21 protein-coding genes and 1 riboswitch are annotated in these 20,332 nt (G+C 49.7%); of the genes, 17 read left to right on the plus strand and 4 right to left on the minus strand.

All coding sequences use genetic code 11. The features are described 5' to 3' along the window. Positions 1 to 21: 21 nt before the first annotated feature. The 13 genes from fadR to EDM55_RS06780 all read left to right on the plus strand — a co-directional run bounded on the left by fadR (position 22) and on the right by EDM55_RS06780 (position 13,013). Entirely contained in the window at positions 22 to 609 is a 588-nt protein-coding gene (gene fadR, locus EDM55_RS06720) for a fatty acid metabolism transcriptional regulator FadR (RefSeq protein ID WP_092274238.1), read from the plus strand. A 124-nt stretch (positions 610 to 733) separates the two neighbouring features. Further along, entirely contained in the window at positions 734 to 1,507 is a 774-nt protein-coding gene (locus tag EDM55_RS06725; protein ID WP_092274233.1) for an enoyl-CoA hydratase, read from the plus strand. A 42-nt stretch (positions 1,508 to 1,549) separates the two neighbouring features. Then, complete coding sequence (locus EDM55_RS06730; RefSeq protein WP_092274230.1) at positions 1,550 to 2,317, plus strand: electron transfer flavoprotein subunit beta/FixA family protein; 768 nt, start codon at positions 1,550 to 1,552, stop codon at positions 2,315 to 2,317. A gap of 20 nt (positions 2,318 to 2,337) precedes the next feature. Beyond that, entirely contained in the window at positions 2,338 to 3,297 is a 960-nt protein-coding gene (locus EDM55_RS06735) for an electron transfer flavoprotein subunit alpha/FixB family protein (protein ID WP_122959910.1), read from the plus strand. Between the two features lie 223 nt (positions 3,298 to 3,520). After that, positions 3,521 to 3,838: a thioredoxin gene (gene trxA / locus EDM55_RS06740; protein ID WP_055742968.1), complete on the plus strand. Its 318-nt coding sequence runs from the start codon at positions 3,521 to 3,523 to the stop codon at positions 3,836 to 3,838. Positions 3,839 to 4,143: 305 nt separating this feature from the next. Next, positions 4,144 to 5,337 (plus strand): ABC transporter substrate-binding protein, encoded by a 1,194-nt coding sequence (locus tag EDM55_RS06745; protein WP_122959934.1) that lies wholly within the window; start codon positions 4,144 to 4,146, stop codon positions 5,335 to 5,337. A gap of 269 nt (positions 5,338 to 5,606) precedes the next feature. After that, positions 5,607 to 6,473, plus strand: a complete 867-nt coding sequence (locus tag EDM55_RS06750) for a branched-chain amino acid ABC transporter permease (RefSeq protein ID WP_092274224.1) — start codon at positions 5,607 to 5,609, stop codon at positions 6,471 to 6,473. A 16-nt stretch (positions 6,474 to 6,489) separates the two neighbouring features. Continuing rightward, positions 6,490 to 7,449, plus strand: coding sequence for a branched-chain amino acid ABC transporter permease (locus EDM55_RS06755; protein ID WP_122959911.1), 960 nt, complete (start codon positions 6,490 to 6,492; stop codon positions 7,447 to 7,449). Between the two features lies 1 nt (position 7,450). Next, positions 7,451 to 8,212, plus strand: coding sequence for an ABC transporter ATP-binding protein (locus EDM55_RS06760; RefSeq protein WP_092274216.1), 762 nt, complete (start codon positions 7,451 to 7,453; stop codon positions 8,210 to 8,212). 2 nt (positions 8,213 to 8,214) lie between these two features. Next, positions 8,215 to 8,928: an ABC transporter ATP-binding protein gene (locus EDM55_RS06765; protein WP_092274212.1), complete on the plus strand. Its 714-nt coding sequence runs from the start codon at positions 8,215 to 8,217 to the stop codon at positions 8,926 to 8,928. A 136-nt stretch (positions 8,929 to 9,064) separates the two neighbouring features. Next, on the plus strand, positions 9,065 to 9,316 hold the full coding sequence (locus tag EDM55_RS06770; protein ID WP_092274209.1) for a DUF2164 domain-containing protein: 252 nt from the start codon (positions 9,065 to 9,067) through the stop codon (positions 9,314 to 9,316). 118 nt (positions 9,317 to 9,434) lie between these two features. Next, on the plus strand, positions 9,435 to 11,216 hold the full coding sequence (gene uvrC / locus EDM55_RS06775; RefSeq protein WP_092274205.1) for an excinuclease ABC subunit UvrC: 1,782 nt from the start codon (positions 9,435 to 9,437) through the stop codon (positions 11,214 to 11,216). Positions 11,217 to 11,301: 85 nt separating this feature from the next. Continuing rightward, positions 11,302 to 11,489, plus strand: a riboswitch (Lysine riboswitch). A gap of 282 nt (positions 11,490 to 11,771) precedes the next feature. Then, complete coding sequence (locus EDM55_RS06780; RefSeq protein ID WP_092274202.1) at positions 11,772 to 13,013, plus strand: aspartate kinase; 1,242 nt, start codon at positions 11,772 to 11,774, stop codon at positions 13,011 to 13,013. A gap of 84 nt (positions 13,014 to 13,097) precedes the next feature. Here the strand turns inward: EDM55_RS06780 and EDM55_RS06785 are convergent, their stop codons facing one another. Continuing rightward, positions 13,098 to 13,544 carry a DUF2507 domain-containing protein gene (locus EDM55_RS06785; RefSeq protein WP_122959912.1) on the minus strand — a complete coding sequence of 149 codons (447 nt, stop codon included), beginning with the start codon at positions 13,542 to 13,544 and terminating at the stop codon, positions 13,098 to 13,100. Between the two features lie 321 nt (positions 13,545 to 13,865). On the opposite strand from EDM55_RS06785, the gene EDM55_RS06790 reads away from it, so the two are divergent. From EDM55_RS06790 to sdhB, 3 genes are read left to right on the plus strand one after another with little or no spacing between them, the layout of a single operon-like run. After that, positions 13,866 to 14,477 carry a succinate dehydrogenase cytochrome b558 subunit gene (locus EDM55_RS06790; RefSeq protein ID WP_122959913.1) on the plus strand — a complete coding sequence of 204 codons (612 nt, stop codon included), beginning with the start codon at positions 13,866 to 13,868 and terminating at the stop codon, positions 14,475 to 14,477. An 18-nt stretch (positions 14,478 to 14,495) separates the two neighbouring features. After that, positions 14,496 to 16,247: a succinate dehydrogenase flavoprotein subunit gene (sdhA, locus tag EDM55_RS06795; RefSeq protein ID WP_092274195.1), complete on the plus strand. Its 1,752-nt coding sequence runs from the start codon at positions 14,496 to 14,498 to the stop codon at positions 16,245 to 16,247. A gap of 20 nt (positions 16,248 to 16,267) precedes the next feature. After that, complete coding sequence (sdhB, locus tag EDM55_RS06800) at positions 16,268 to 17,017, plus strand: succinate dehydrogenase iron-sulfur subunit (protein ID WP_092274192.1); 750 nt, start codon at positions 16,268 to 16,270, stop codon at positions 17,015 to 17,017. 294 nt (positions 17,018 to 17,311) lie between these two features. Here the strand turns inward: sdhB and EDM55_RS06805 are convergent, their stop codons facing one another. Beyond that, positions 17,312 to 17,686 carry an MFS transporter gene (locus tag EDM55_RS06805; RefSeq protein ID WP_122959914.1) on the minus strand — a complete coding sequence of 125 codons (375 nt, stop codon included), beginning with the start codon at positions 17,684 to 17,686 and terminating at the stop codon, positions 17,312 to 17,314. Positions 17,687 to 17,943: 257 nt separating this feature from the next. On the opposite strand from EDM55_RS06805, the gene EDM55_RS06810 reads away from it, so the two are divergent. Next, positions 17,944 to 18,066 carry a winged helix-turn-helix transcriptional regulator gene (locus EDM55_RS06810; RefSeq protein ID WP_246071160.1) on the plus strand — a complete coding sequence of 41 codons (123 nt, stop codon included), beginning with the start codon at positions 17,944 to 17,946 and terminating at the stop codon, positions 18,064 to 18,066. Positions 18,067 to 18,107: 41 nt separating this feature from the next. Here EDM55_RS06810 and EDM55_RS06815 read toward each other — a convergent pair whose 3' ends face one another. Both EDM55_RS06815 and EDM55_RS06820 read right to left on the minus strand, forming a co-directional pair. After that, a complete protein-coding gene (locus EDM55_RS06815; protein ID WP_092274186.1) occupies positions 18,108 to 19,694 on the minus strand; it encodes an MDR family MFS transporter in 1,587 nt (528 codons plus the stop codon). A 76-nt stretch (positions 19,695 to 19,770) separates the two neighbouring features. Then, a complete protein-coding gene (locus EDM55_RS06820; RefSeq protein WP_092274183.1) occupies positions 19,771 to 20,214 on the minus strand; it encodes a MarR family winged helix-turn-helix transcriptional regulator in 444 nt (147 codons plus the stop codon). Positions 20,215 to 20,332: the final 118 nt, after the last annotated feature.

Here is a 20,332-nt window from a genome sequence, read left to right on the forward strand (position 1 = left end):
CTAGTAAAGATGGAGGTATGTATGGCAAAGAAAACGGGGGAAAAGTATCAGGCCATTATTGATGCAGCTGTTCGTGTCATCGCTCGTCAGGGTTATCATAATGCCCAGGTATCCAAGATTGCAAAAGAGGCGAAGGTAGCGGACGGCACGATCTACCTCTATTTTGAAAACAAGGATGATATTTTGATTTCTCTGTTCAACGAAAAGATGGGTCATTTTGTTGAAACAAACCGGAGACACATCGCAGAGGCATCATCCATCGAGCAAAAATTATATGTACTCGTTCATGCTCACTTTAGCCAGCTTTCATTGGATCATGAGTTTGCGAAAGTGACGCAAATCGAGCTGCGCCAGTCCAATCCTGTCATCAGCGAAGGGATCGGGAATGTCATGAAGCAGTACTTCGACCTGATCGACGAAGTGCTTTGTGAAGGGATCGACAAAGGCATTTTGAACCCAGACCTGGATGTGCGGGTAGCGCGGAAAATGATTTTTGGTACGCTGGATGAAGTCACGACGTCTTGGGTGATGAAGCAGTGCAAGTACGACCTGGTCTCTTATACGGATTCCGTTCATAACCTCTTCCTGTACGGTTTGAAAGGAAAATGATGAAAGAAAAAGCTTTTTTTGAAGTGACACCTTTGATACAATAAGAATGCGATACTGAGCGATCGCTCAGAAACGAAAGAACTCCAATAGAAACTTACTTAAGATAGAGCTTGGGGGGAGAGAAATGGATTCGCGTTGGAATGTGCAGATCGTCGATCGTGTAGCTGTAGCTACGATCACCAACCCGCCTGCCAATGCATTAGGCAAGCCTGTGCTGGCACAGCTTGGTGAACTGCTGGATCAATGGGAGAAAGATACCGAGATCAAAGCAATCGTTGTGACCGGGGAAGGACGTTTTTTCGTTGCAGGAGCAGATATCAAGGAATTTACTGAGCTGCTGCCGGCCGATGCCGAAGCAATGGCGAAAAATGGCCAAGCGCTGTTTGACCGTATGGAGAAATTCCCGAAGCCGATCATTGCCGCTATTAATGGAGCATGCCTGGGCGGAGGGCTGGAGCTGGCGATGGCCTGCCACATTCGACTGGCTGCACCAGAAGCCAAGCTTGGATTGCCTGAGTTGAATCTGGGATTGATTCCTGGATACGGAGGTACGCAGCGCTTGCCACGTCTGGTCGGTCGCGGGAAAGCGACACAGCTGATCCTCACTTCCGAAATGATAGGTGGCGAGGAAGCTCATCGCATCGGTCTTGTGGAAGCGGTATATCCGGCAGAGCAGCTGCTGGAGGAAGCTAAAAAGCTGGCTGCAACGATCGCGACGAAGAGCGCAGTTACCTTAAAGCTGGCGCTTGCTGCCGTCCAAGGCGCAGTGGATCTTCCTTTGTCAGAAGGTTTGGCAAAAGAAGCAACCCTGTTTGGCGAAGCATTCACCTCCGAAGATGTAAAAGAAGGCGTAGGTGCCTTTTTAGAAAAACGCAAACCGAATTTCGCTGACCGCTAAAGAGGTCATTTCTGCAATACCATTTCGAGGGAGGGCAACGAAATGAATATCTTGGTTGTGATGAAGCAAACCTTTGATACCGAAGAAAAAATCGTTATCCAAAACGGAAAAATTTCCGAAGATGGTGTAGAGTTTATCATCAACCCGTACGATGAGTACGCAGTAGAAGAGGCAATCAAGCTGAAAGAAGAGCACGGCGGCGAAGTAACTGTCATCAGCATCGGCCCAGATCGCGCGGAGAGCTCACTGCGTACTGCTTTGGCGATGGGTGCAGATAAAGCCGTTCTCGTAGACGACGAGGAGCTCTTCGGTGATGAGTTCACGACAGCAAAAGTGCTGGCAGCTGTCGCACAAAAGGTCGGCTATGACATCATCATCGGCGGACAGATGGCGGTAGACTCTGGCGCGGGACAAGGCGGGCCTCGTCTGGCGGAAGAGCTGGGAATCAACCATGTGTCCACTGTCGTGAAATTGGAAGTGAACGGCACAGCCGTGCGTGTAGAACGAGACGTGGAAGGCGACCTCGAAGTAGTAGAAACGAGCCTGCCAGTACTGATCACGGCACAGCAAGGTCTGAACGAACCGCGCTATCCTTCCCTTCCAGGGATCATGAAAGCGAAGAAAAAACCTTTGGATCGCCTGTCTGCAGATGATCTGGGGCTGGATGTAGCTGCTGTCAAAGCAAAAACAGAGATCGTGGATCAAACGCTGCCACCGAAAAAGCAAGCAGGACGAATTCTCTCTGGTGAACTGGCGGCTCAGGCGTCAGAACTGGTGCAATTGTTGCGCAGCGAAGCGAAAGTGATCTAAGCGAGAAGGAGAGGATATCCATGAAAAAAGTACTGGTATTGGCAGAAGTTCGTGACGGACAACTTCGCAACGTGTCGCTGGAAGCTTTGGCTGCCGCTTCTACATTGGCAGACGGCGGTGAAGTGACAGCAGCTGTTTTTGGCTCAAATGCAGCAGGACTCGCAGCGACTCTCGGACAGCATGGTGCAAGCACCGTTTATACAGCTGACCACAGTGCACTTGCACAATATACACCAGATGCCTTTACGCAAGCACTGGTTCAACTGATTGAGCTGGCAAATCCGGATGCGATTGTCCTCGGTCACACGGCCATCGGACGCGATGTAGCACCGCGCGTAGCTGCTCGTCTCGGATACGGTCTGGTTTCCGACGTAACAAGCCTGGAAGCAGGAGAGGTATTCGTTCGTCCGATCTACGCAGGAAAAGCTTTTCAACAACGTAAATTTGTTGATGGAACAACTTTCGTTACTATACGACCAAACAATATCGCTATTGGCGCAGCAGACGCTTCCAAAACGGCAACGGTGGTTCCTGTGGAGCTGGAAATCAAGGATCTGCGTTCTATCGTGAAGGAAGTCGTACGCAAAACCAGTGGCAAAGTGGATCTTTCCGAGGCCAAAGTGATCATTTCCGGTGGTCGTGGCGTGAAGAGTGCGGAAGGCTTCAACACGCTGAATGAGCTGGCGGATGTACTGGGTGCAGCGGTCGGCGCATCCCGTGGTGCGTGCGATGCTGACTACTGCGATTACTCCATGCAAATCGGTCAAACAGGGAAAGTCGTTACTCCTGACCTGTACATCGCGTGCGGCATCTCCGGAGCCATTCAACACTTGGCTGGGATGTCCAGCTCGAAGGTCATCGTCGCGATCAACAAGGATCCGGAAGCGCCGATTTTCCAAGTGGCCGATTACGGGATCGTAGGCGATCTGTTCGAAGTCGTTCCCCTTCTGACAGCCGAATTCAAAAAGGTATTGGTGTAGTCCAGCCTGACTTATAGAACAAAAGCGTCCGTAAATAGCGGGCGCTTTTTTCCTTGTCCATGCCCCTGTGTTTCACACGATGAATGAGAGCAGCATAAGAGTGGATAGACTAAAGCGTGAAGTGCGTCCAAAGTGCTCGGCGCCGTAGTCATTTTCAGGATTGGATGATATACTGTGCGTGTGGAACCTTTTTCCGTAATTGAATTCTAGGGGGTAATTACTCATGGCAATTGTAAATGGAACGGACCAAAACTTTTCCCAGGAAGTAGAGCAAGGCGGTACTGTCCTGGTTGACTTCTGGGCACCTTGGTGCGGCCCTTGCAAAATGATCGCTCCTGTTTTGGAGCAAATCGACAGCGAAGTGGGCTCCCAGCTCAAAATCGTAAAAGTAAACGTGGATGACAACCCAGGCTCCGCTGGACGCTTTGGCGTAATGTCCATCCCAACCCTGATCGTTTTCAAAGACGGTCAACCTGTTGACAAAGTCATCGGCTTCCAACCAAAAGAAGCTTTGATGGCAACCGTTGGCAAACATCTGTAAAAAAATACCTGTTGACAGGTAGGGAACGGCATCCTTCGAGGGTGCCGTTTTTTCGTGTGATTAAACGGAAGTATGGCGGTCGATTCGGTAGGGGAAAACCCATGAGGCCACTAGCTTTCTGGCCTGAATCGACATCGCCGAAAGGATTGGATTTTTAACAAGAGCATAAAAATTCTGAGCGATCGTTTGTCAAAAAACAAAGTTTAAAGAGAGAAAATTGATTGCGTTTTCGTAATACATTGATTAAAATTCATATATTCAATTTTTTTAGAAAGATTTATAAAAATTAAGGGAGGCTTTTCATGATGAAAGGGTTCAGCTTACTCAAGTCACTGGCGACGATTTCATTGGGTGCCGTATTGATGGTAGGATGTTCTAGCGGAAATAGTGCAGCACCAGCAGCAAACGGAGGTTCCACACCAGCACAGACTCCAGCAGCAGAAGGTGCCGGTGGAGAAGTTACAGCACAAATCGGTGTGGTTGGGTTCTTGTCCGGTTCGGGTGCAGCGTACGGCGAAGCACAAAAAGCAGGTCTGGAGTTGGCTTTGGGCGAGTTGAACGAAGCGAACAAAGGCAAACTCAAGATGGAATTAAAGTTTGAAGATTCTGGCGGAGAAAAAGAAGGGGCAATTAACGCTGTAAATAAACTGATAAATCAGGATAATGTGGTAGCGATCATCGGGCCTACTCTATCCGGTGAAATGTTCGCGGCAGGTCCAGTTGCGAACGAAGCGGAAGTTCCGATCTTTGGTATCTCCAACACTTCTGAAGGCATTAACGATATCGGTGAATACGTATTCCGCAACTCCTTGCCTGAGTCCATCGCGATTCCAACCGCGATGAAAGCTGCTGTGGAGAAAAAAGGCATCAAGAAAGTAGCATTGATCTATGCATCAAACGATGACTTCTCCGTAAACGGCTACAAAGTGATGAAAGCTACTGCTGAAAAAATGGGTCTGGAGATCACTGGCGAAGCTACTTTCTCCAACGGCGATGTTGACTTCTCCGCTCAGCTGACCAAGCTGAAGCAAACCAACCCGGATGCGCTTTTGGTATCCGCCCTGTACAAAGAAGGCTCCATGGTAGTGAAAAAAGCTCGCGAACTGGGTATCACAGCAACGATCCTGGGCGGTAACGGCTTCAACAACCCGAAAGTATTTGAAATAGCAGGTCCTGCAGCTGACGGTTTGATCGTAGCAACACCTTTCAGCCCAGAAAAACAAGATGACAAAGTACAAGCCTTCGTAAAAGCATTCGAAGCAAAATACAACAAGAAGCCTGACCAATTCGCTGCTCAAGCTTACGACTCTCTGTACATCATGTCCCAATCCCTCCTGGGTGCTGGCAAAGCTGAGCGTGAAGAATTGCGTAACCAACTGGCTCAGCTGAAAGACTTTACCGGTGTATCCGGCAAATTGTCCTTTGACGAAAAACGCAACCCAATTGGAGATGCCGTTGTTGTAGTAGCAAAGGATGGTAAATTCGTTCCTTTTGAATAAGGGATGCTGCCCGGGGACTCCCGGGCTCTTCTTTCAACAAACGAGGAAGTAAACTACGTTCGTCATCTGCCAAGCGCATGTCCTACCAGTAAGAAGGGGCTCCGTCTAATATGGCGGGGCCAAGTTTTCTAACTGGATCAGTAAGTATAAACGCCGATCTTTTACTTGCTGATCCAGCCAGAATAACTTTCCGCGCTCCAGCGGTCTGACCAGGACTTTAGGCGTGCGTCTCGAAGGTGATAGAACCACTTTACAGTGAGGTGAGGCAGTTGTTTTGGCAGCAATTAGTCAATGGCTTGACAGTTGGTAGTACCTATTCGTTGATTGCTTTGGGCTATACGCTCATTTTCGGTGTCTTGGGCATCATTAACATGGCGCATGGACAGATCTTTATTTTTGGCTCGCTGGTCGGACTCGTCTTGATGACGAGCATGCAGATGCCGCTTGGAGTAGCGCTGGTTGCGTCGATCGTCATATCTGCGATTCTGGGACTTATTTTGGAATATACAGCTTTGCGTCCCTTGCGCAAAAAGAACGTTCCTCACTTGGCGTCCTTGATCAGTACCATTGGTTTTGCGATTCTCGTGGAAGAGGCGATGCACAAAATCTTTGGTGCAGACTCTCGTGCGTTTCCGCAATCATTCGGTGACAAGACGTTTGATTTAGGCGTCATCCAAATACGCAGTGTGGATCTTATTATTCTCGCTATTGCACTGATTCTGATGTTTGTCCTCCACTTCTGGATTCAAAAGACCAAAATGGGAAAAGCGATCCGGGCCACAGCGGAAAATACCGATACCGCCAATATCCTGGGGATCAATACGAACATGGTCATCATCGTTACCGTCATGCTGGCTTCTGCTCTTGGGGGCGTAGCGGGTATTTTGATCGGGATGGCATATTCTGCTTTGATTCCAACCATGGGGATGACTCTTGGATTTAAAGGACTGGCCGTATTGATTCTGGGTGGTGTCGGCAGCATTCCTGGTGCGATGGTATGCGGCGTACTACTCGGGGTGATCGAGGTGTTCACGGTAGCGTACGGAGATTCCTCGTACCGGGATGCAGTGGCATTCGGTTTGATTATCGTCATTTTGCTGTTGAAACCGGAAGGACTATTCGGACGAAAAGCGTAAAGGAGGTGCACACGAGATGGATATATTGAATCCGTACAATTTACAAGTATTCACATTTATTTTGCTAAACAGCATTCTTGCGATTAGTATCTATATCACGCTCTCGACCGGCCAGCTCTCGTTGGGACATGCAGGGTTTATGAGCATTGGTGCTTTTACGGCGAGTATTTTGTCCAAGCAAGCGGACGTGCCGCTGTTTATCGCGATCATCATTGGAGGACTGGCTGCGGGGATCGTCGCTTTGCTGATCGGAGCCCCGACTTTGAAGCTCCACGGCTTGTATCTGGCGATCGCTACGCTTGGGTTTGGTGAAGTCATTCGCGTTATTTTGCTGAACATGAAAATTACGAACGGTGCACTGGGACTTACTGGTCTGCAGTCCATCGGGAACTATTTATATGATTTCGAAAAAGCGATAGGGCTGAAAGCGCAATCGCTGGGTATTTCCGTCATTCAGATGAAGTCATTGACGACATTCGTGTTTATGGTGCTCCTGTTCGCTGTTGTGCTGTTCCTGACTTTGCGTCTGAACCGCTCGCGTCTGGGCCGTGCCTTTGAAGCGATCAAAGCGGACGAAACAGCTGCTCGTGCGATGGGGCTGCAGGTTGCGTATTACAAAATGCTCGCCTTTATCATCGGCTCTGTGCTGGCAGGGATTTGCGGCGGTCTGTATGCGCACATCACGACGACGATTACACCTGACGACTTTAACTATCACAAAGTCGTAGAGATTTTGTCCTATGCCGTTATCGGAGGAAGCGAAGTTGTTTGGGGTCCTCTGTTTGGTGCGCTTGTGCTGACGGCTCTGCCAGAGGTGCTGCGTGGCTTGGCGGAGTACAAGATGCTGATGTACGGCTTGATCATGGTAGGGGTAATGGCATTTAGACCGCACGGCTTGATCGGTGCCGATACGTTCCAAAAGCTTTTCCTCCGCCGCAAAGGCAAGGCGGGAAATGAAGCGAAGGAGGGAATGTGACGTGCTGCTAGAACTGAAGAAAGTAGGAAAAAGCTTCGGTGGGATCACAGCCCTGCGTGACGTTTCCTTTGGTGTGAAGGAAGGCGAGATCGTCGGCTTGATCGGCCCGAACGGAGCGGGGAAAACGACGATTTTTAACATGGCAACGGGTATTTTTGCACCGACGACGGGGACCTTCTCGTTTGCAGGGCAGGAGCTAAACGGGGTTGCCCCAAACAAAATTACAGAAATGGGCGTCGCCCGGACGTTTCAGAATATTCGCCTGTTTGGTCATTTAAGTGCGCTTGATAATGTCAAGATCGGCTGCCATTCCCGGATGAAGGCTGGCTTCTGGGCAGCGCTGCTCCGCACTCCAAGCCAACGAAGGGAAGAGCGCGAAGTCGAGAAAAAAGCAGAGGCTTTGCTCGAATTTGTTGGGCTGTCTGACGTGCGAGACGTTCGTTCCGATACGCTGGCTTACGGACAGCAGCGCCGCTTGGAAATTGCTCGCGCGCTAGCTACTGAGCCAAAGCTGCTTTTACTGGACGAACCAGCCGCAGGGATGATCGAAAGTGAAACGAAGTCCTTGACGGAGCTCGTGCGCAAAATTCGCGACAGCGGCATTACCGTGCTTTTGGTTGAGCATGATATGGGTCTGGTCATGACTCTGTGCGATAAAGTCGTCTGCATCAACTTCGGTGTGAAGATCGCCGATGGTACACCTGAAGAGGTGCAGAACAATCCGGACGTCATTGAAGCCTACCTCGGCAAGGAGGAGGAATAAGCATGCTGAGTATTCAAAACCTGACGACTTCCTACGGGCAGATCAAAGCGATCCGGGGAATTTCTCTGGAAGTGCCGGAGGGAAAAATCGTTTCCCTGATCGGTGCAAACGGTGCCGGCAAAACAACGACGATGAGAACCATTGCAGGGCAGCTAAAGCCGCAAAGCGGGGGCATCGTGTTTTGCGGGCAGAAGATTGACGGTTCCAAGCCGCACCAGATCGTGAAAGCAGGTTTGGCGCTTGTCCCGGAAGGCCGTCAAATTCTCGGGAAAATGACGGTGCTGGAAAACCTGGAGATGGGTGCTTTCCAGCGCAACGATGCACAAGGCATCAAAGACGATATGGAAAAGATGATGAATTGGTTCCCGATTTTGCGGGAACGTTTGTCTCAGCTTGGTGGTACGATGTCGGGAGGGCAGCAGCAGATGCTGGCGATTGCCCGTGCATTGATGTCCCGTCCGAAGCTGCTTTTGCTGGACGAGCCTTCTATGGGCCTCGCTCCCATTGTCGTATCGGATATTTTTAAAGTAATCAAGCAGATCAATGCGGAAGGCACGACGGTTCTCATCGTGGAGCAAAACGTCAAGCAGGCGTTGAAAATCGCGGATTACGGGTACGTGCTAGAAGCAGGTCAGATCGTACTCGACGGAACGGCTGAATCGCTCTTGAACGACGAGCGTGTCAAAGAAGCGTATCTGGGTGGCCGCAAGCATTAAGATCATCAGACAGCCAGAAAACTGTCGCTCTTACCAAAAGGGCGGCAGTTTTTTTCATCTACGATCCGTGGTAACATGGAGAAAGAACGTATATTCCTATTTCGTGAGTTATAGAGGAAGGGTGCGCAAACGGCCTATGGCGGAAAAAATGTCCCGGGAACAAAAAGAATACCTCGTCCATCAGGTGCAGCGCTTTTTCCACGAGCAGCGTGGAGAAGAGCTGGGGAATCTGGAGACGGAAGAGATGATCGACTTTTTTTGGAAGCAGCTAGGTCCCATTCTCTATAATCTGGGTGTGCAGGACGCAAGAAAGCTTTTGCAAGAGCGGTTTGCGTCGCTGGAGGACGAATTGTACGTGTTGGAAAAGCCATCTGCATCTGGTCGCTGAGGCCGGGTGTTCCACCCAGCCACATAGCCGGGTGTTCCACCCAGCCACATAGCCGGGTGTTCCACCCAGCCACATAGCCGGGTGTTCTCCTATTGAAAGATAAAAGGAGGGAGCAGCCTTGAACAGCTCCTTGAAAGATAAACTGGCTGTACTTCCGGAAAAGCCAGGCTGCTACCTGATGAAAAACAAGAGCGGTGAGATTATTTACGTCGGGAAGGCAAAGGTCCTGAAAAACCGCGTCCGTTCGTATTTCACCGGTAGCCACGACGGGAAGACGCAGCTTCTGGTCAGCGAGATCGTCGATTTTGAATATATTGTCGTCTCCTCGGCTATTGAGGCTTTGGTCCTGGAGTGTAACCTGATCAAACAGCATAACCCGCGTTATAACGTCATGCTGCGGGACGACAAGACTTATCCATACATTAAAATTACGAATGAAAAGCAGCCGCGGCTGGAAATCACACGCAAGGTCATCAAGGACAAAGCGCGTTATTTTGGCCCATACCCGAATGCCGGGGCAGCCTCCGAAGTGAAAAAGCTGCTGGATCGGCTCTATCCACTGCGCAAATGCCGGACGATTCCAAAGCAGGTGTGCCTGTACTATCATATGGGGCAATGTCTCGCGCCCTGTATTCAGGACGTCGCAGAAGAAGAAAACCAACGGCTTGTAGAGGAAATCAGCAAGTTTCTCGATGGCGGGCATGAGGAAATGAAGCAGCAGCTGACCGGAAAAATGCATCAGGCTGCCGAAAACATGGAGTTCGAGCGAGCAAAGGAATTCCGCGATCAGATCATCAGCATCGATGCGGTGATGGAAAAACAAAAGGTCACCATGATGGATACAGTGGATCGGGATATCATCGGCTATGCAGTAGAAAAAGGCTGGATGTGCGTACAGGTCTTTTACATGCGTCAGGGCAAGATGATCGAGCGGGATACGACTTCCTTTCCTTATTATGGAGACGAGGCAGAGGACTTCATGTCGTACGTCAGCCAATTTTACTACGACAAGCAAAATGCCTTGCCAAAAGAGATTTTGCTTCCGGAGAGCAGTGACCCGGATCTGCTGGCGGAATGGCTAGGTGTCAAAGTCCACGCACCGAAGCGCAGCAAAAAGCGCGAGCTCGTGCAAATGGCGTCGGAAAATGCGCGGATTGCCCTTCAGGAGAAATTTGCGCTGATGTCCAAGGATGATGCTCGTACGATTCAGGCTGTCCACAACCTGGGTCATATTCTCGGGATTGGCACACCAAACCGGATTGAGGCGTTTGACAACTCGAATATTCAAGGGACAGAGCCAGTGTCTGCGATGGTTGTCTTTACAGACGGGCGACCCGATAAAAGGGAATATCGCAAGTTTAAAATCAAAACGGTAGAGGGTCCGGATGATTACGGCTCCATGCGTGAGGTCATCAGACGCCGTTACTCGCGCCTTTTAAAGGAAGATGGTCATATGCCTGACCTGATCGTGATCGACGGCGGAAAGGGCCAAATAAGCGCGGCTATGGACGTGCTGGAAAATGAACTGGGCCTGTACATCCCCGTTTGTGGTCTCGCCAAGGATGAAAAGCACAAAACCGCACAGCTGATGTTCGGTGATCCACCTGAACCGGTTGAGCTCAAGCGGGACAGCTATGAGTTTTACCTGCTGCAGCGCGTACAAGACGAGGTGCACCGGTTTGCCATTACGTTTCATCGTCAGTCTCGTTCGAAAACGATGCTTTCCTCGCAGCTCGACGAAATCCCGGGAATCGGGGAAAAGCGCCGCAAGCTGCTGTTTACTCACTTTGGCTCCTTGAAAAAAATGAGGGAAGCTACGGTAGAAGACTTCAGGCAGCTGGGGATTGGCGACAAGCTCGCAAAAGAGATCATTTCGCATTTGCGCAAGCTGGAATCGTAATAGGCTGACAAAAAGGAATTGAACCTCACTCATTCGCATGATATAATGCGATTCAAACAGAATAGTAAGCCTCACTTCCATTATGGAGTGAGGTAGAGGCGCGAAAACCAAGAGTACCTCCCTGAGATCGGGAATCTGTGAAGGGTATGGAAAAGGGGAATTCGCCGAAGTGTGGAGATGGACCCGCCTCTCTCCATGCTGGGTCTGCATTGAACAAATGCAGGACTGTCATCTGCGCAATCACCAGTTGCCAGATGGAGAGCTATCTCACGGTGTGTCAGTGTGAGTCATGATGAATGGTTTTGTCATGCTTTGCTGTCCGCGTGTATTGGAAGGGAGGAACCGGGATGTCGAAACAATAGACAGCGGCAGGTGCAATCCTCGTCGGTGTCTTTTTTACTAATTACGAATGTCTTAACTTCATGAATAGTCTGCCTGATCTGAACGGGAAAATGTCAGGAAATGGCGTAAATGTAATATTACGCATTGAGAAAAATAGAAACCATACGAAACCATATAGGAAACGAGAGAATAGGAAAAGGGAGAGAAGCCAGCATGGGGTTGATCGTGCAGAAATACGGAGGCACCTCCGTTGGTACCATTGAGCGTATTTTGCGAGTAGCGGACCGGATTATCAGCTATAAAGAAGAGGGACACGATATCGTTGTGGTAGTCTCTGCCATGGGAAAATCCACAGATGTCTTGGTGGATATGGCCAAGCAAATTACGTCTTACCCGTCAGAGCGGGAAATGGATATGCTGTTGACCACGGGGGAGCAGGTATCTATCGCGCTTTTGTCGATGGCATTGCATACGAAAGGCTACGATGCCATTTCGCTGACTGGCTGGCAGGCCGGTATCACCACGGAGTCGATCCACGGGAGGGCGCGAATCCAGCAAATTGATGCCGCGCGCATTCAGTCGGAGCTGGGGCGTGGCCGCGTCGTTATCGTGGCAGGCTTTCAGGGCCTCAGTGAAGAGGGCGAGATCACTACGCTCGGCCGCGGTGGTTCGGATACGTCGGCAGTGGCTTTGGCAGCCAGCTTGAATGCTGAGAAATGCGAGATTTTTACAGACGTGTCCGGTGTGTACACGGCTGATCCACGCGTCGTTCCGGCAGCCAGCAAGCTCGACAGCATTTCCTATGACGAGATGCTGGAGCTGGCGAATCTTGGAGCTGGTGTGCTGCATCCGCGTTCAGTAGAAGCCGCAAAAAAATACAAGGTACGGCTGGTGGTCCGCTCCAGCTTTACCGCTGAAGATGGTACGTACGTAGAGGAGGTTGCCAACATGGAGACAGGAAGAGTGGTAAGTGGAGTCGCACACGATGAAGATGTTGCGAAAATTACGGTTGTCGGGATGCCTGCGAAAGTAGGGACTCTCTCTCGCCTTTTCAATACACTGGCAGATCATCAAGTCAATGTAGACATTATTATTCAAAGCTCCTATGATGCAGCTGTTACGAACATCTCGTTTACGTGCGCATCCGATGATTTGAAGAAGGCGCTGGATACCCTGGAAGCCCATCAGCAAACGCTAGGCTTTGAAAAGGTGGATCATGAAGAAGGCTTGACGAAAGTATCGATCGTCGGCTCCGGCATGATCAACAATCCAGGGGTTGCAGCTGAAATGTTCCGCGTTTTGGCTGAACAAGAAATTTCTATTAAAATGGTATCCACTTCTGATATCAAGGTTTCATGCGTGATTCCAGCTCATTTGACAGAGCTTGCTGTTCGCAGCCTGCACTCAGCTTACGGACTGGACGTGGCAGAAACCGCTGTCGTACACGGACTGTAGGCATTTGAATTCGGCGATGCGGCTATACTCCCCTCTTCCCTGCCTGGGAAGAGGGGTTTCCCATATTTGATCCCACCGAGGATTTTAATGGGATGCCTCAATGCGTATTTCAGTCTCGCCTTCGAGCAAGAGCTGAGCAGTCGTTTCCTTTCCTCTCCACTGTTCGACCGCCCCTGCGACGATACCGCATTCTAGCGAAAGAGCACGGCTTTTTCGCTGCTCAGACATATAGGGGAAGATAGCGTGAGAGAGCTTGAAGAGAATGCGTGATTCCGACTCTTCCAACAAGTCGAGCTGCCCCAAGCCTAGCCGAATGAAGGGCATAACAATCCCGTTTGCCGATTCGATGGGAATCTTCCCACCAATGTCTTTTCCGAGCCAATAAAGGATAGGGCTTTCGCTTTCACCGAGCATGGTGTGGGTGAGTGCTTCTCGCAAGACGTGATAGCCGAGATAGGGCATGTTCATGCGTTCGGCATATGCGATAGACTTTTGCGGCAGTAAAGCGGACAGTTGATCCGTCTCTTTCATTCTGCTTCCCTCCTGTCTGTACTAGATTATGAGGAACCTGTAATTGTTATGACAGAATAATAGGAAAATAACGCCGATAGAAAAGTATGATCTATCAATGGATTTAGTCTATTAACTGTCTTGACGCTCCCCGAGTACAGGAGTACAATTGTTTTGGTCAAAGTTTTGCCCAACTTTTTTTCGTGTTCTGACACATTTCGACGCATATAGACATTGTGGTGGAGAGAACTATGTCATGTCTAATGGATGATCCAATGGGTTAGGATATGGGGGAAAGGTCTATCAAAAGAGCGTTACATACATTGAAAGGGGGACCATAGTATGGCGAAAGGCAATAGCTTTCTCAGTCACAAGCTACACTCACTACTCGGATTATTTCCAATCGGGCTGTTCCTGCTGTTTCACTTGACAGCAAACTATCAAGCAACCCGGGGAGCGGAAGCCTTCAACACTACGGTCGGCGCGATTGAATCCGTTCCAATTCTTCTTGTAGTTGAATTCGTTTTCATCTACATCCCGATCCTGTTTCACGCGATTTACGGTATCTACATTGCTTTCCAGGCAAAGCAAAATGTAGGGAACTTCGGTTACTTCCGGAACCAAATGTTCCTGTGGCAACGGGTAACAGGCATCATTACGCTCATTTTCATTGTTTGGCACGTATGGGAAACCCGCATTGCTAAAGCAATGGGAGCAACCGTAGACTTCGATATGATGGCGAACATTTTCAGCAGCCCTGCAATGATCGTGTTCTACGCCATCGGTATCATCAGCACTGTTTTCCACTTCTCTAACGGTATCTGGTCGTTCCTGGTTCACTGGGGTATTACAGTTGGACCACGTTCCCAACGTATCGCTACTTACTTCACATTGATCGTATTCGTAGTTGTGACTTACATCGGCTTGCGTGCGATGTCAGCTTTCATTGTATAGGGATAGGGGGACTTCATTATGGCAAAAGGTAAACTAATCATTGTCGGTGGTGGTTTGGCCGGCTTGATGGCTACCATCAAAGCAGCAGAAAAAGGCGTTCCCGTCCAGCTTTTCTCCCTGGTTCCGGTGAAACGGTCTCACTCTGTTTGTGCCCAAGGCGGAATTAACGGCGCGGTAAACACCAAAGGGGAAGGCGACTCCACCTGGATTCACTTCGACGACACCGTTTACGGCGGCGACTTCCTGGCGAACCAACCGCCAGTTAAAGCGATGTGTGACGCAGCACCTGGTATCATCTACATGCTGGACCGCATGGGTGTTATGTTCAACCGTACACCTGAGGGTCTCTTGGACTTCCGTCGTTTCGGGGGAACGCAGCACCACCGTACAGCATTTGCTGGTGCAACCACTGGTCAACAGCTCTTGTATGCTTTGGATGAGCAAGTACGTCGCTACGAAGCAGAAGGTCTGGTTACCAAGTATGAATATTGGGATTTCCTCGGAGCTGTTTTGGACGATACCGGTACCTGTAAAGGGATCACGGCGCAAAACATGCGTTCCGGCGAAATTCAATCCTTCCGCGCGGATGCCGTTATCCTGGCGACTGGCGGACCTGGTATCATCTTCGGTAAATCGACCAACTCAATCATCAACACAGGTACAGCAGCATCTGCAGCTTACCAACAAGGCGTAATCTACGCGAACGGCGAAATGATCCAGATTCACCCGACAGCGATCCCAGGCGATGACAAGCTCCGCCTGATGTCTGAGTCTGCTCGTGGTGAAGGTGGACGCGTATGGACATATAAAGACGGTAAACCTTGGTACTTCCTGGAGGAAAAATATCCAGCGTACGGTAACCTGGTACCTCGTGACATCGCAACACGTGAAATCTTCAGCGTGTGCGTAGACATGAAGCTGGGCGTAAACGGCGAAAACACTGTTTACCTCGACCTGTCTCACAAAGATCCAAAAGAGCTCGATGTTAAATTGGGCGGAATCATCGAGATCTACGAGAAATTCGTAGGGGATGACCCGCGCAAAGTTCCAATGAAAATCTTCCCTGCTGTTCACTACTCCATGGGCGGTATGTGGGTAGATTACAACCAAATGACTAACATCCCTGGCTTGTTCGCAGCAGGTGAGTGCGATTATTCCCAACACGGTGCGAACCGTCTGGGTGCAAACTCCCTCCTGTCCGCGATCTTCGGCGGTATGGTAGCAGGTCCAAAAGCAATCGAGTACATCGAAGGTCTGAAGCAGTCCGCAGACGATCTGTCCTCTACACTCTTCGATGGCTTCACCAACAAAGAGCAAGCGAAATACGATAGCATCCTGAAAATGGATGGTACCGAAAATGCTTACTTGATCCATAAAGAGCTGGGTGAGTGGATGACGGACAACGTAACTGTTGTACGTTACAACGATCGTCTGCAAAGAACAGACGATAAAATCCAAGAGCTGATGGAACGCTACAAAAATATCAACATCAACGATACAAACAAATTCAGCAACTCGGGTGCAGCGTTTACCCGTCACCTGTGGAACATGCTGGTTCTGTCCCGTGCGATCACGATCGGTGCGCTCAAGCGTGACGAGAGCCGTGGCGCTCACTACAAGCCAGATTTCCCTGAGCGTGATGACGAGAACTTCATGAAGACTACTATGGCGAAGTTCAATGCAGAAACAACTGCGCCAGAAATCTACTACGAAGAAATCGACGTTTCCCTGATCGCGCCACGTAAGCGTGACTATACGACAAAGCATTAATAGATAGGAGGTAACTGATCATGGCAGAAAAATTAGTACATCTGATTATTACTCGTCAAGATAGCCCTGACAGCACTCCGTACAAGGAAGAGTTCAAAATTCCTTACCGTCCGAACATGAACGTCATTGGCGCGCTAATGGAAATTCAGCGTAATCCTTTGACTGCACAAGGCCAAAAAACGGCTCCGGTAAACTGGGAATCGAACTGCCTGGAAGAAGTATGTGGTGCGTGCTCGATGGTCATCAACGGAAGACCACGCCAAGCTTGCTCTGCGTTGATCGATAAACTCGAACAGCCGATTCGTCTCGAACCTATGAGCACATTCCCGGTACAACGTGACCTGTCCGTTGACCGCAGCCGTATGTTCGACGCACTGAAACGTGTAAAAGCATGGATCCCAATCGATGGTACACATGACCTCGGTCCTGGTCCACGTATGCCCGAGGTTGATCGTCAATGGGCGTATGAGCTGTCCAAATGCATGACTTGCGGTGTATGTCTGGAAGCTTGCCCGAACGTAAATGCGAAATCCGAATTTATCGGTCCTTTCGCGATTTCTCAAGTTCGCCTGTTCAACGAGCATCCAACTGGTAAAATGAACAGACATGAGCGTCTGGAAGCTTTGATGGAAGATGGCGGTATCGGTGATTGCGGTAACTCGCAAAACTGCGTACAGGCTTGCCCGAAAGGCATTCCGCTCACAACGTCGATCGCTCACATGAACAAAGAAACAACCAAACACGCTGTGAAGAAATTCTTCTTCTCGTAATCGCGTGATCAAAAAAGCGTGCAATCCGGATAAAGGGTTGCACGCTTTTTGTTAACGTATAGGAATTTATAAGCGTAATGCTTATGAATTCCGGAGCGCATGGAAACTTTCCGCTAAAACGCGGTCGCTCCTCCTCGAACAGGCCTCGATAGAGGTTTTCTTACTGAATCAGAAAGTATAAACGACGTGAGCCATCTACCTGATTCAGCATGAATAACCTTCCGATAAATCGCGGTCGCTCCTCCATGAGATGACCTCGATAGAGGTTTTCTTATAGCGGTAGCAGAAGAGCGATTAGCCGGAAACGATCTGAGCCTGCTTTTGCTTGGAAAAGGCGACCAGAATGATCCGTCGTGTCCCCCATTTATCTGCGGCATGACCCCCTAGTCTTGCGCCAAGTACCCCGATCAGGCCTAAGACGAGCATGAGAAGGCCTGTTTCCGAGATGCTGTAGTGGAGGACTTGGAAAAGATACGGGCTGACATAGGTGTTCATCATCGAAATTCCTGATTTCCGAAAAAGGGTGAAGGAAAAGGTCAGGAGAAGTACGGGATGCAGGAGGAGCTGAAGCTGGGAACGGAAAGGAACAGGGGGTCCTTCCATGGTCGGAAGCAAGCGGATCAGAACTAGCAAAAGAACTGCGCCGAGAATCGCCAGAAAAAGAAAGATGACACGTCAGCCCATCGAATTGGAAATGGCGATACCAATAGGGGTAACAAGGACGAGGGCTGCACTAAACCCGAGACATGATATCATTCGCCTTCTTTCTGCTGGACACCGCTTCGTTTTGCTGAAGAAGGGTACCAGGGATTGTCATTGATTGACAGTATAAAATACGTCATTACATAATGTAAGAAGGCAAAGATTTTGGATATTATCCAACCCCATTGACTTACTAACCTTTTGTTAGTTATGGGGGAGCAATCATGGGGCAGCAGGATGCGAGAAAAGACAACCAAACGTTAACGGAAAAGGGAAGCGACTTTCAGGCAGCTTTAAAAGAGATGGAAAAATGGGGACAAAAATGGGGGGGTAACAGGCATGAATAAAAGCCAGCAGCCTTTTGAGGGCTACTGGCTTTTGTTTTGGTTTAGGCTGCCGCTTCTTTATCCTCTTCGTCTTTGACAGGCTTGCTGATCGTGATCTTTCCTAGGAAAAAGGTCAAGACCGCACCGATCAGGACAAAGAGCAATCCGTACAGGAAGACGTAGTGCAGAGAGTCCACCATGGAAGACTTCAGAATCGGCAGCAGTGTATCGCCAATAGCGGCGGGGATCTGCGCCAGTGTCTCAGGGCTGTACATCATCGAGTAGAGTCCCTGTGGATTGGTAGCGATCATGCCCTCCATCTGCTGCACCATTTCATGAGACTGGGGAGGCAGCTTTTCCAGAAACGGAACGAGCTTGGTCTGCAAAAGACCACTGGACTGAACATTCATCACGGCTCCGAGAATCGTCATCCCAAAAGTCCCACCGATCTGGCGGAAGAACTGGCTGGAGGATGTAACGACACCCAGCTCTGATTTGGGGAACGATTCCTGCAAAGCGATCGTGATCAGCGGCATTACGAGACCCATGCCAAGACCGAGCACTACCATGTAGCACATTGCACTCAGCTTCGTTGTATCCAGACTCATGCCGGAAAGGAGCCAGAAGCCGGCGCTCATCGTCAGCATACCGATCAGCATCTGGGTACGCAAACCGAGCTTATGGACCAGACGCCCGCCAAAAATACTGGTCAGCATCATCGACAGCATCATCGGAATCATAACGGTACCTGATTCGGAGGCGCTAATCCCGATCACACCCTGCATAAACAAAGGGACAAACATGATTGCGCCGAACATACCGACGGACATCAGGAAGCCGATGCCGGACAGCAAAGAGAACGTCTTGCTTTGAAAGAGTCGCAGCGGCAAAATAGGCTCGCTGACTCTGGATTCGATCACCAGGAAGATGGTCAAAAAGACGATTGCCGAGCCGAACAACGAGAGGATTTGCCAGGAGCCCCACGGATAATCTTTTCCTCCGAAAGTAAGCCCCAATAGCAGGCTGACGACACCGGCGATCATGGTAAACATGCCCCAAATGTCTATTTTCACAGGACCTGTGGCTTTAAAGCTTTTCAAAGCAATGGAAATCAAAATGGTGGCGATAATCCCAACAGGCAGGTTGATGTAAAAAACCCAACGCCAGTTCAGGGAATCGACAATCCATCCACCGATTTGTGGGCCAACGATGGAGGATAGACCGTAGATGGCACCAAACACGCCCTGCCATTTCGCACGCTGTTGACCTGTGAAAATATCCCCGATGATGATCATGGCCATCGGCATCATGATCCCGCCGCCAATCCCTTGCAGGGCGCGGAAGAAGATCAGCTGGTTCATCGTTTCGGCCATGCCGCACAGCATCGAGCCGACCATGAAAGTAATCAAGCCTGTCACGTAGACGGATTTTCGCCCAAGCAGGTCGGCCAGTTTCCCTGCAATGGGGACGACGGTTGTAGAGCTCAGCATGTACGCAGTGGTCAACCACGTCATGACACCTAATCCGCCGAGTTCACCTACGATTCGCGGCATCGCCGTACCGACGATGGTTCCGTCCAATGCCGCGAAGAGCATCGCTACGAGTAAACCTGCTATTAGTAGTCCTCGATTTTTCATTTGTTCTTCCAATTTCGATCACTCCTAGACTTGTTGAAACGCTTCTTGTTGTGTGGACGGAGGGAATGGACAGAAACAAACAGGTTACTTATTCACTTTTGACTGGAGGCGCAACCTTTGCCATCTTTTCAAAGACATGAATGAGACTCTCCAGCTCTTCAGGGCTTAGATGAGACAGGTAGTGCTGCAGGATTTCCAGCCTGTGCGCTTTGACTTGATTCAGTGTCTCGATGCCAGATGCCGTGAGTCGAATATGAACGACACGCCGATCGTTTTCATCTCGATCACGAACGACGAATTCATGCTTATCCAAACGATCAATCATAGCAGTGATGGCACTGGGCTTGACTGCCATGGATTCTGCCAGCTCACCGACCGTACATTTCCCTTTTTGATCAAGCTGATGCAAAATGTAAAATTGGGGACCAGTCAGACCAAAGATAGGCTCGGACAGCTGTGGACCCAGCACACGCATGGTGGATCGAACAGCCTCTTGAAGGCGCTCCATGGCCAATGTGAGATCTTGTTGCATAGCCTCAGCTCCTCATTTATTCTACATTTCCTATCGTGAATATTTCGCATGTAGAAAAGTTAATGTAATTAAATATATGCTTGTCCCTTAGGTTTGTCAACTACACATTTTCACTTGA

Source organism: Brevibacillus centrosporus, assembly GCF_003710815.1.
Taxonomy (GTDB): domain Bacteria; phylum Bacillota; class Bacilli; order Brevibacillales; family Brevibacillaceae; genus Brevibacillus; species Brevibacillus centrosporus.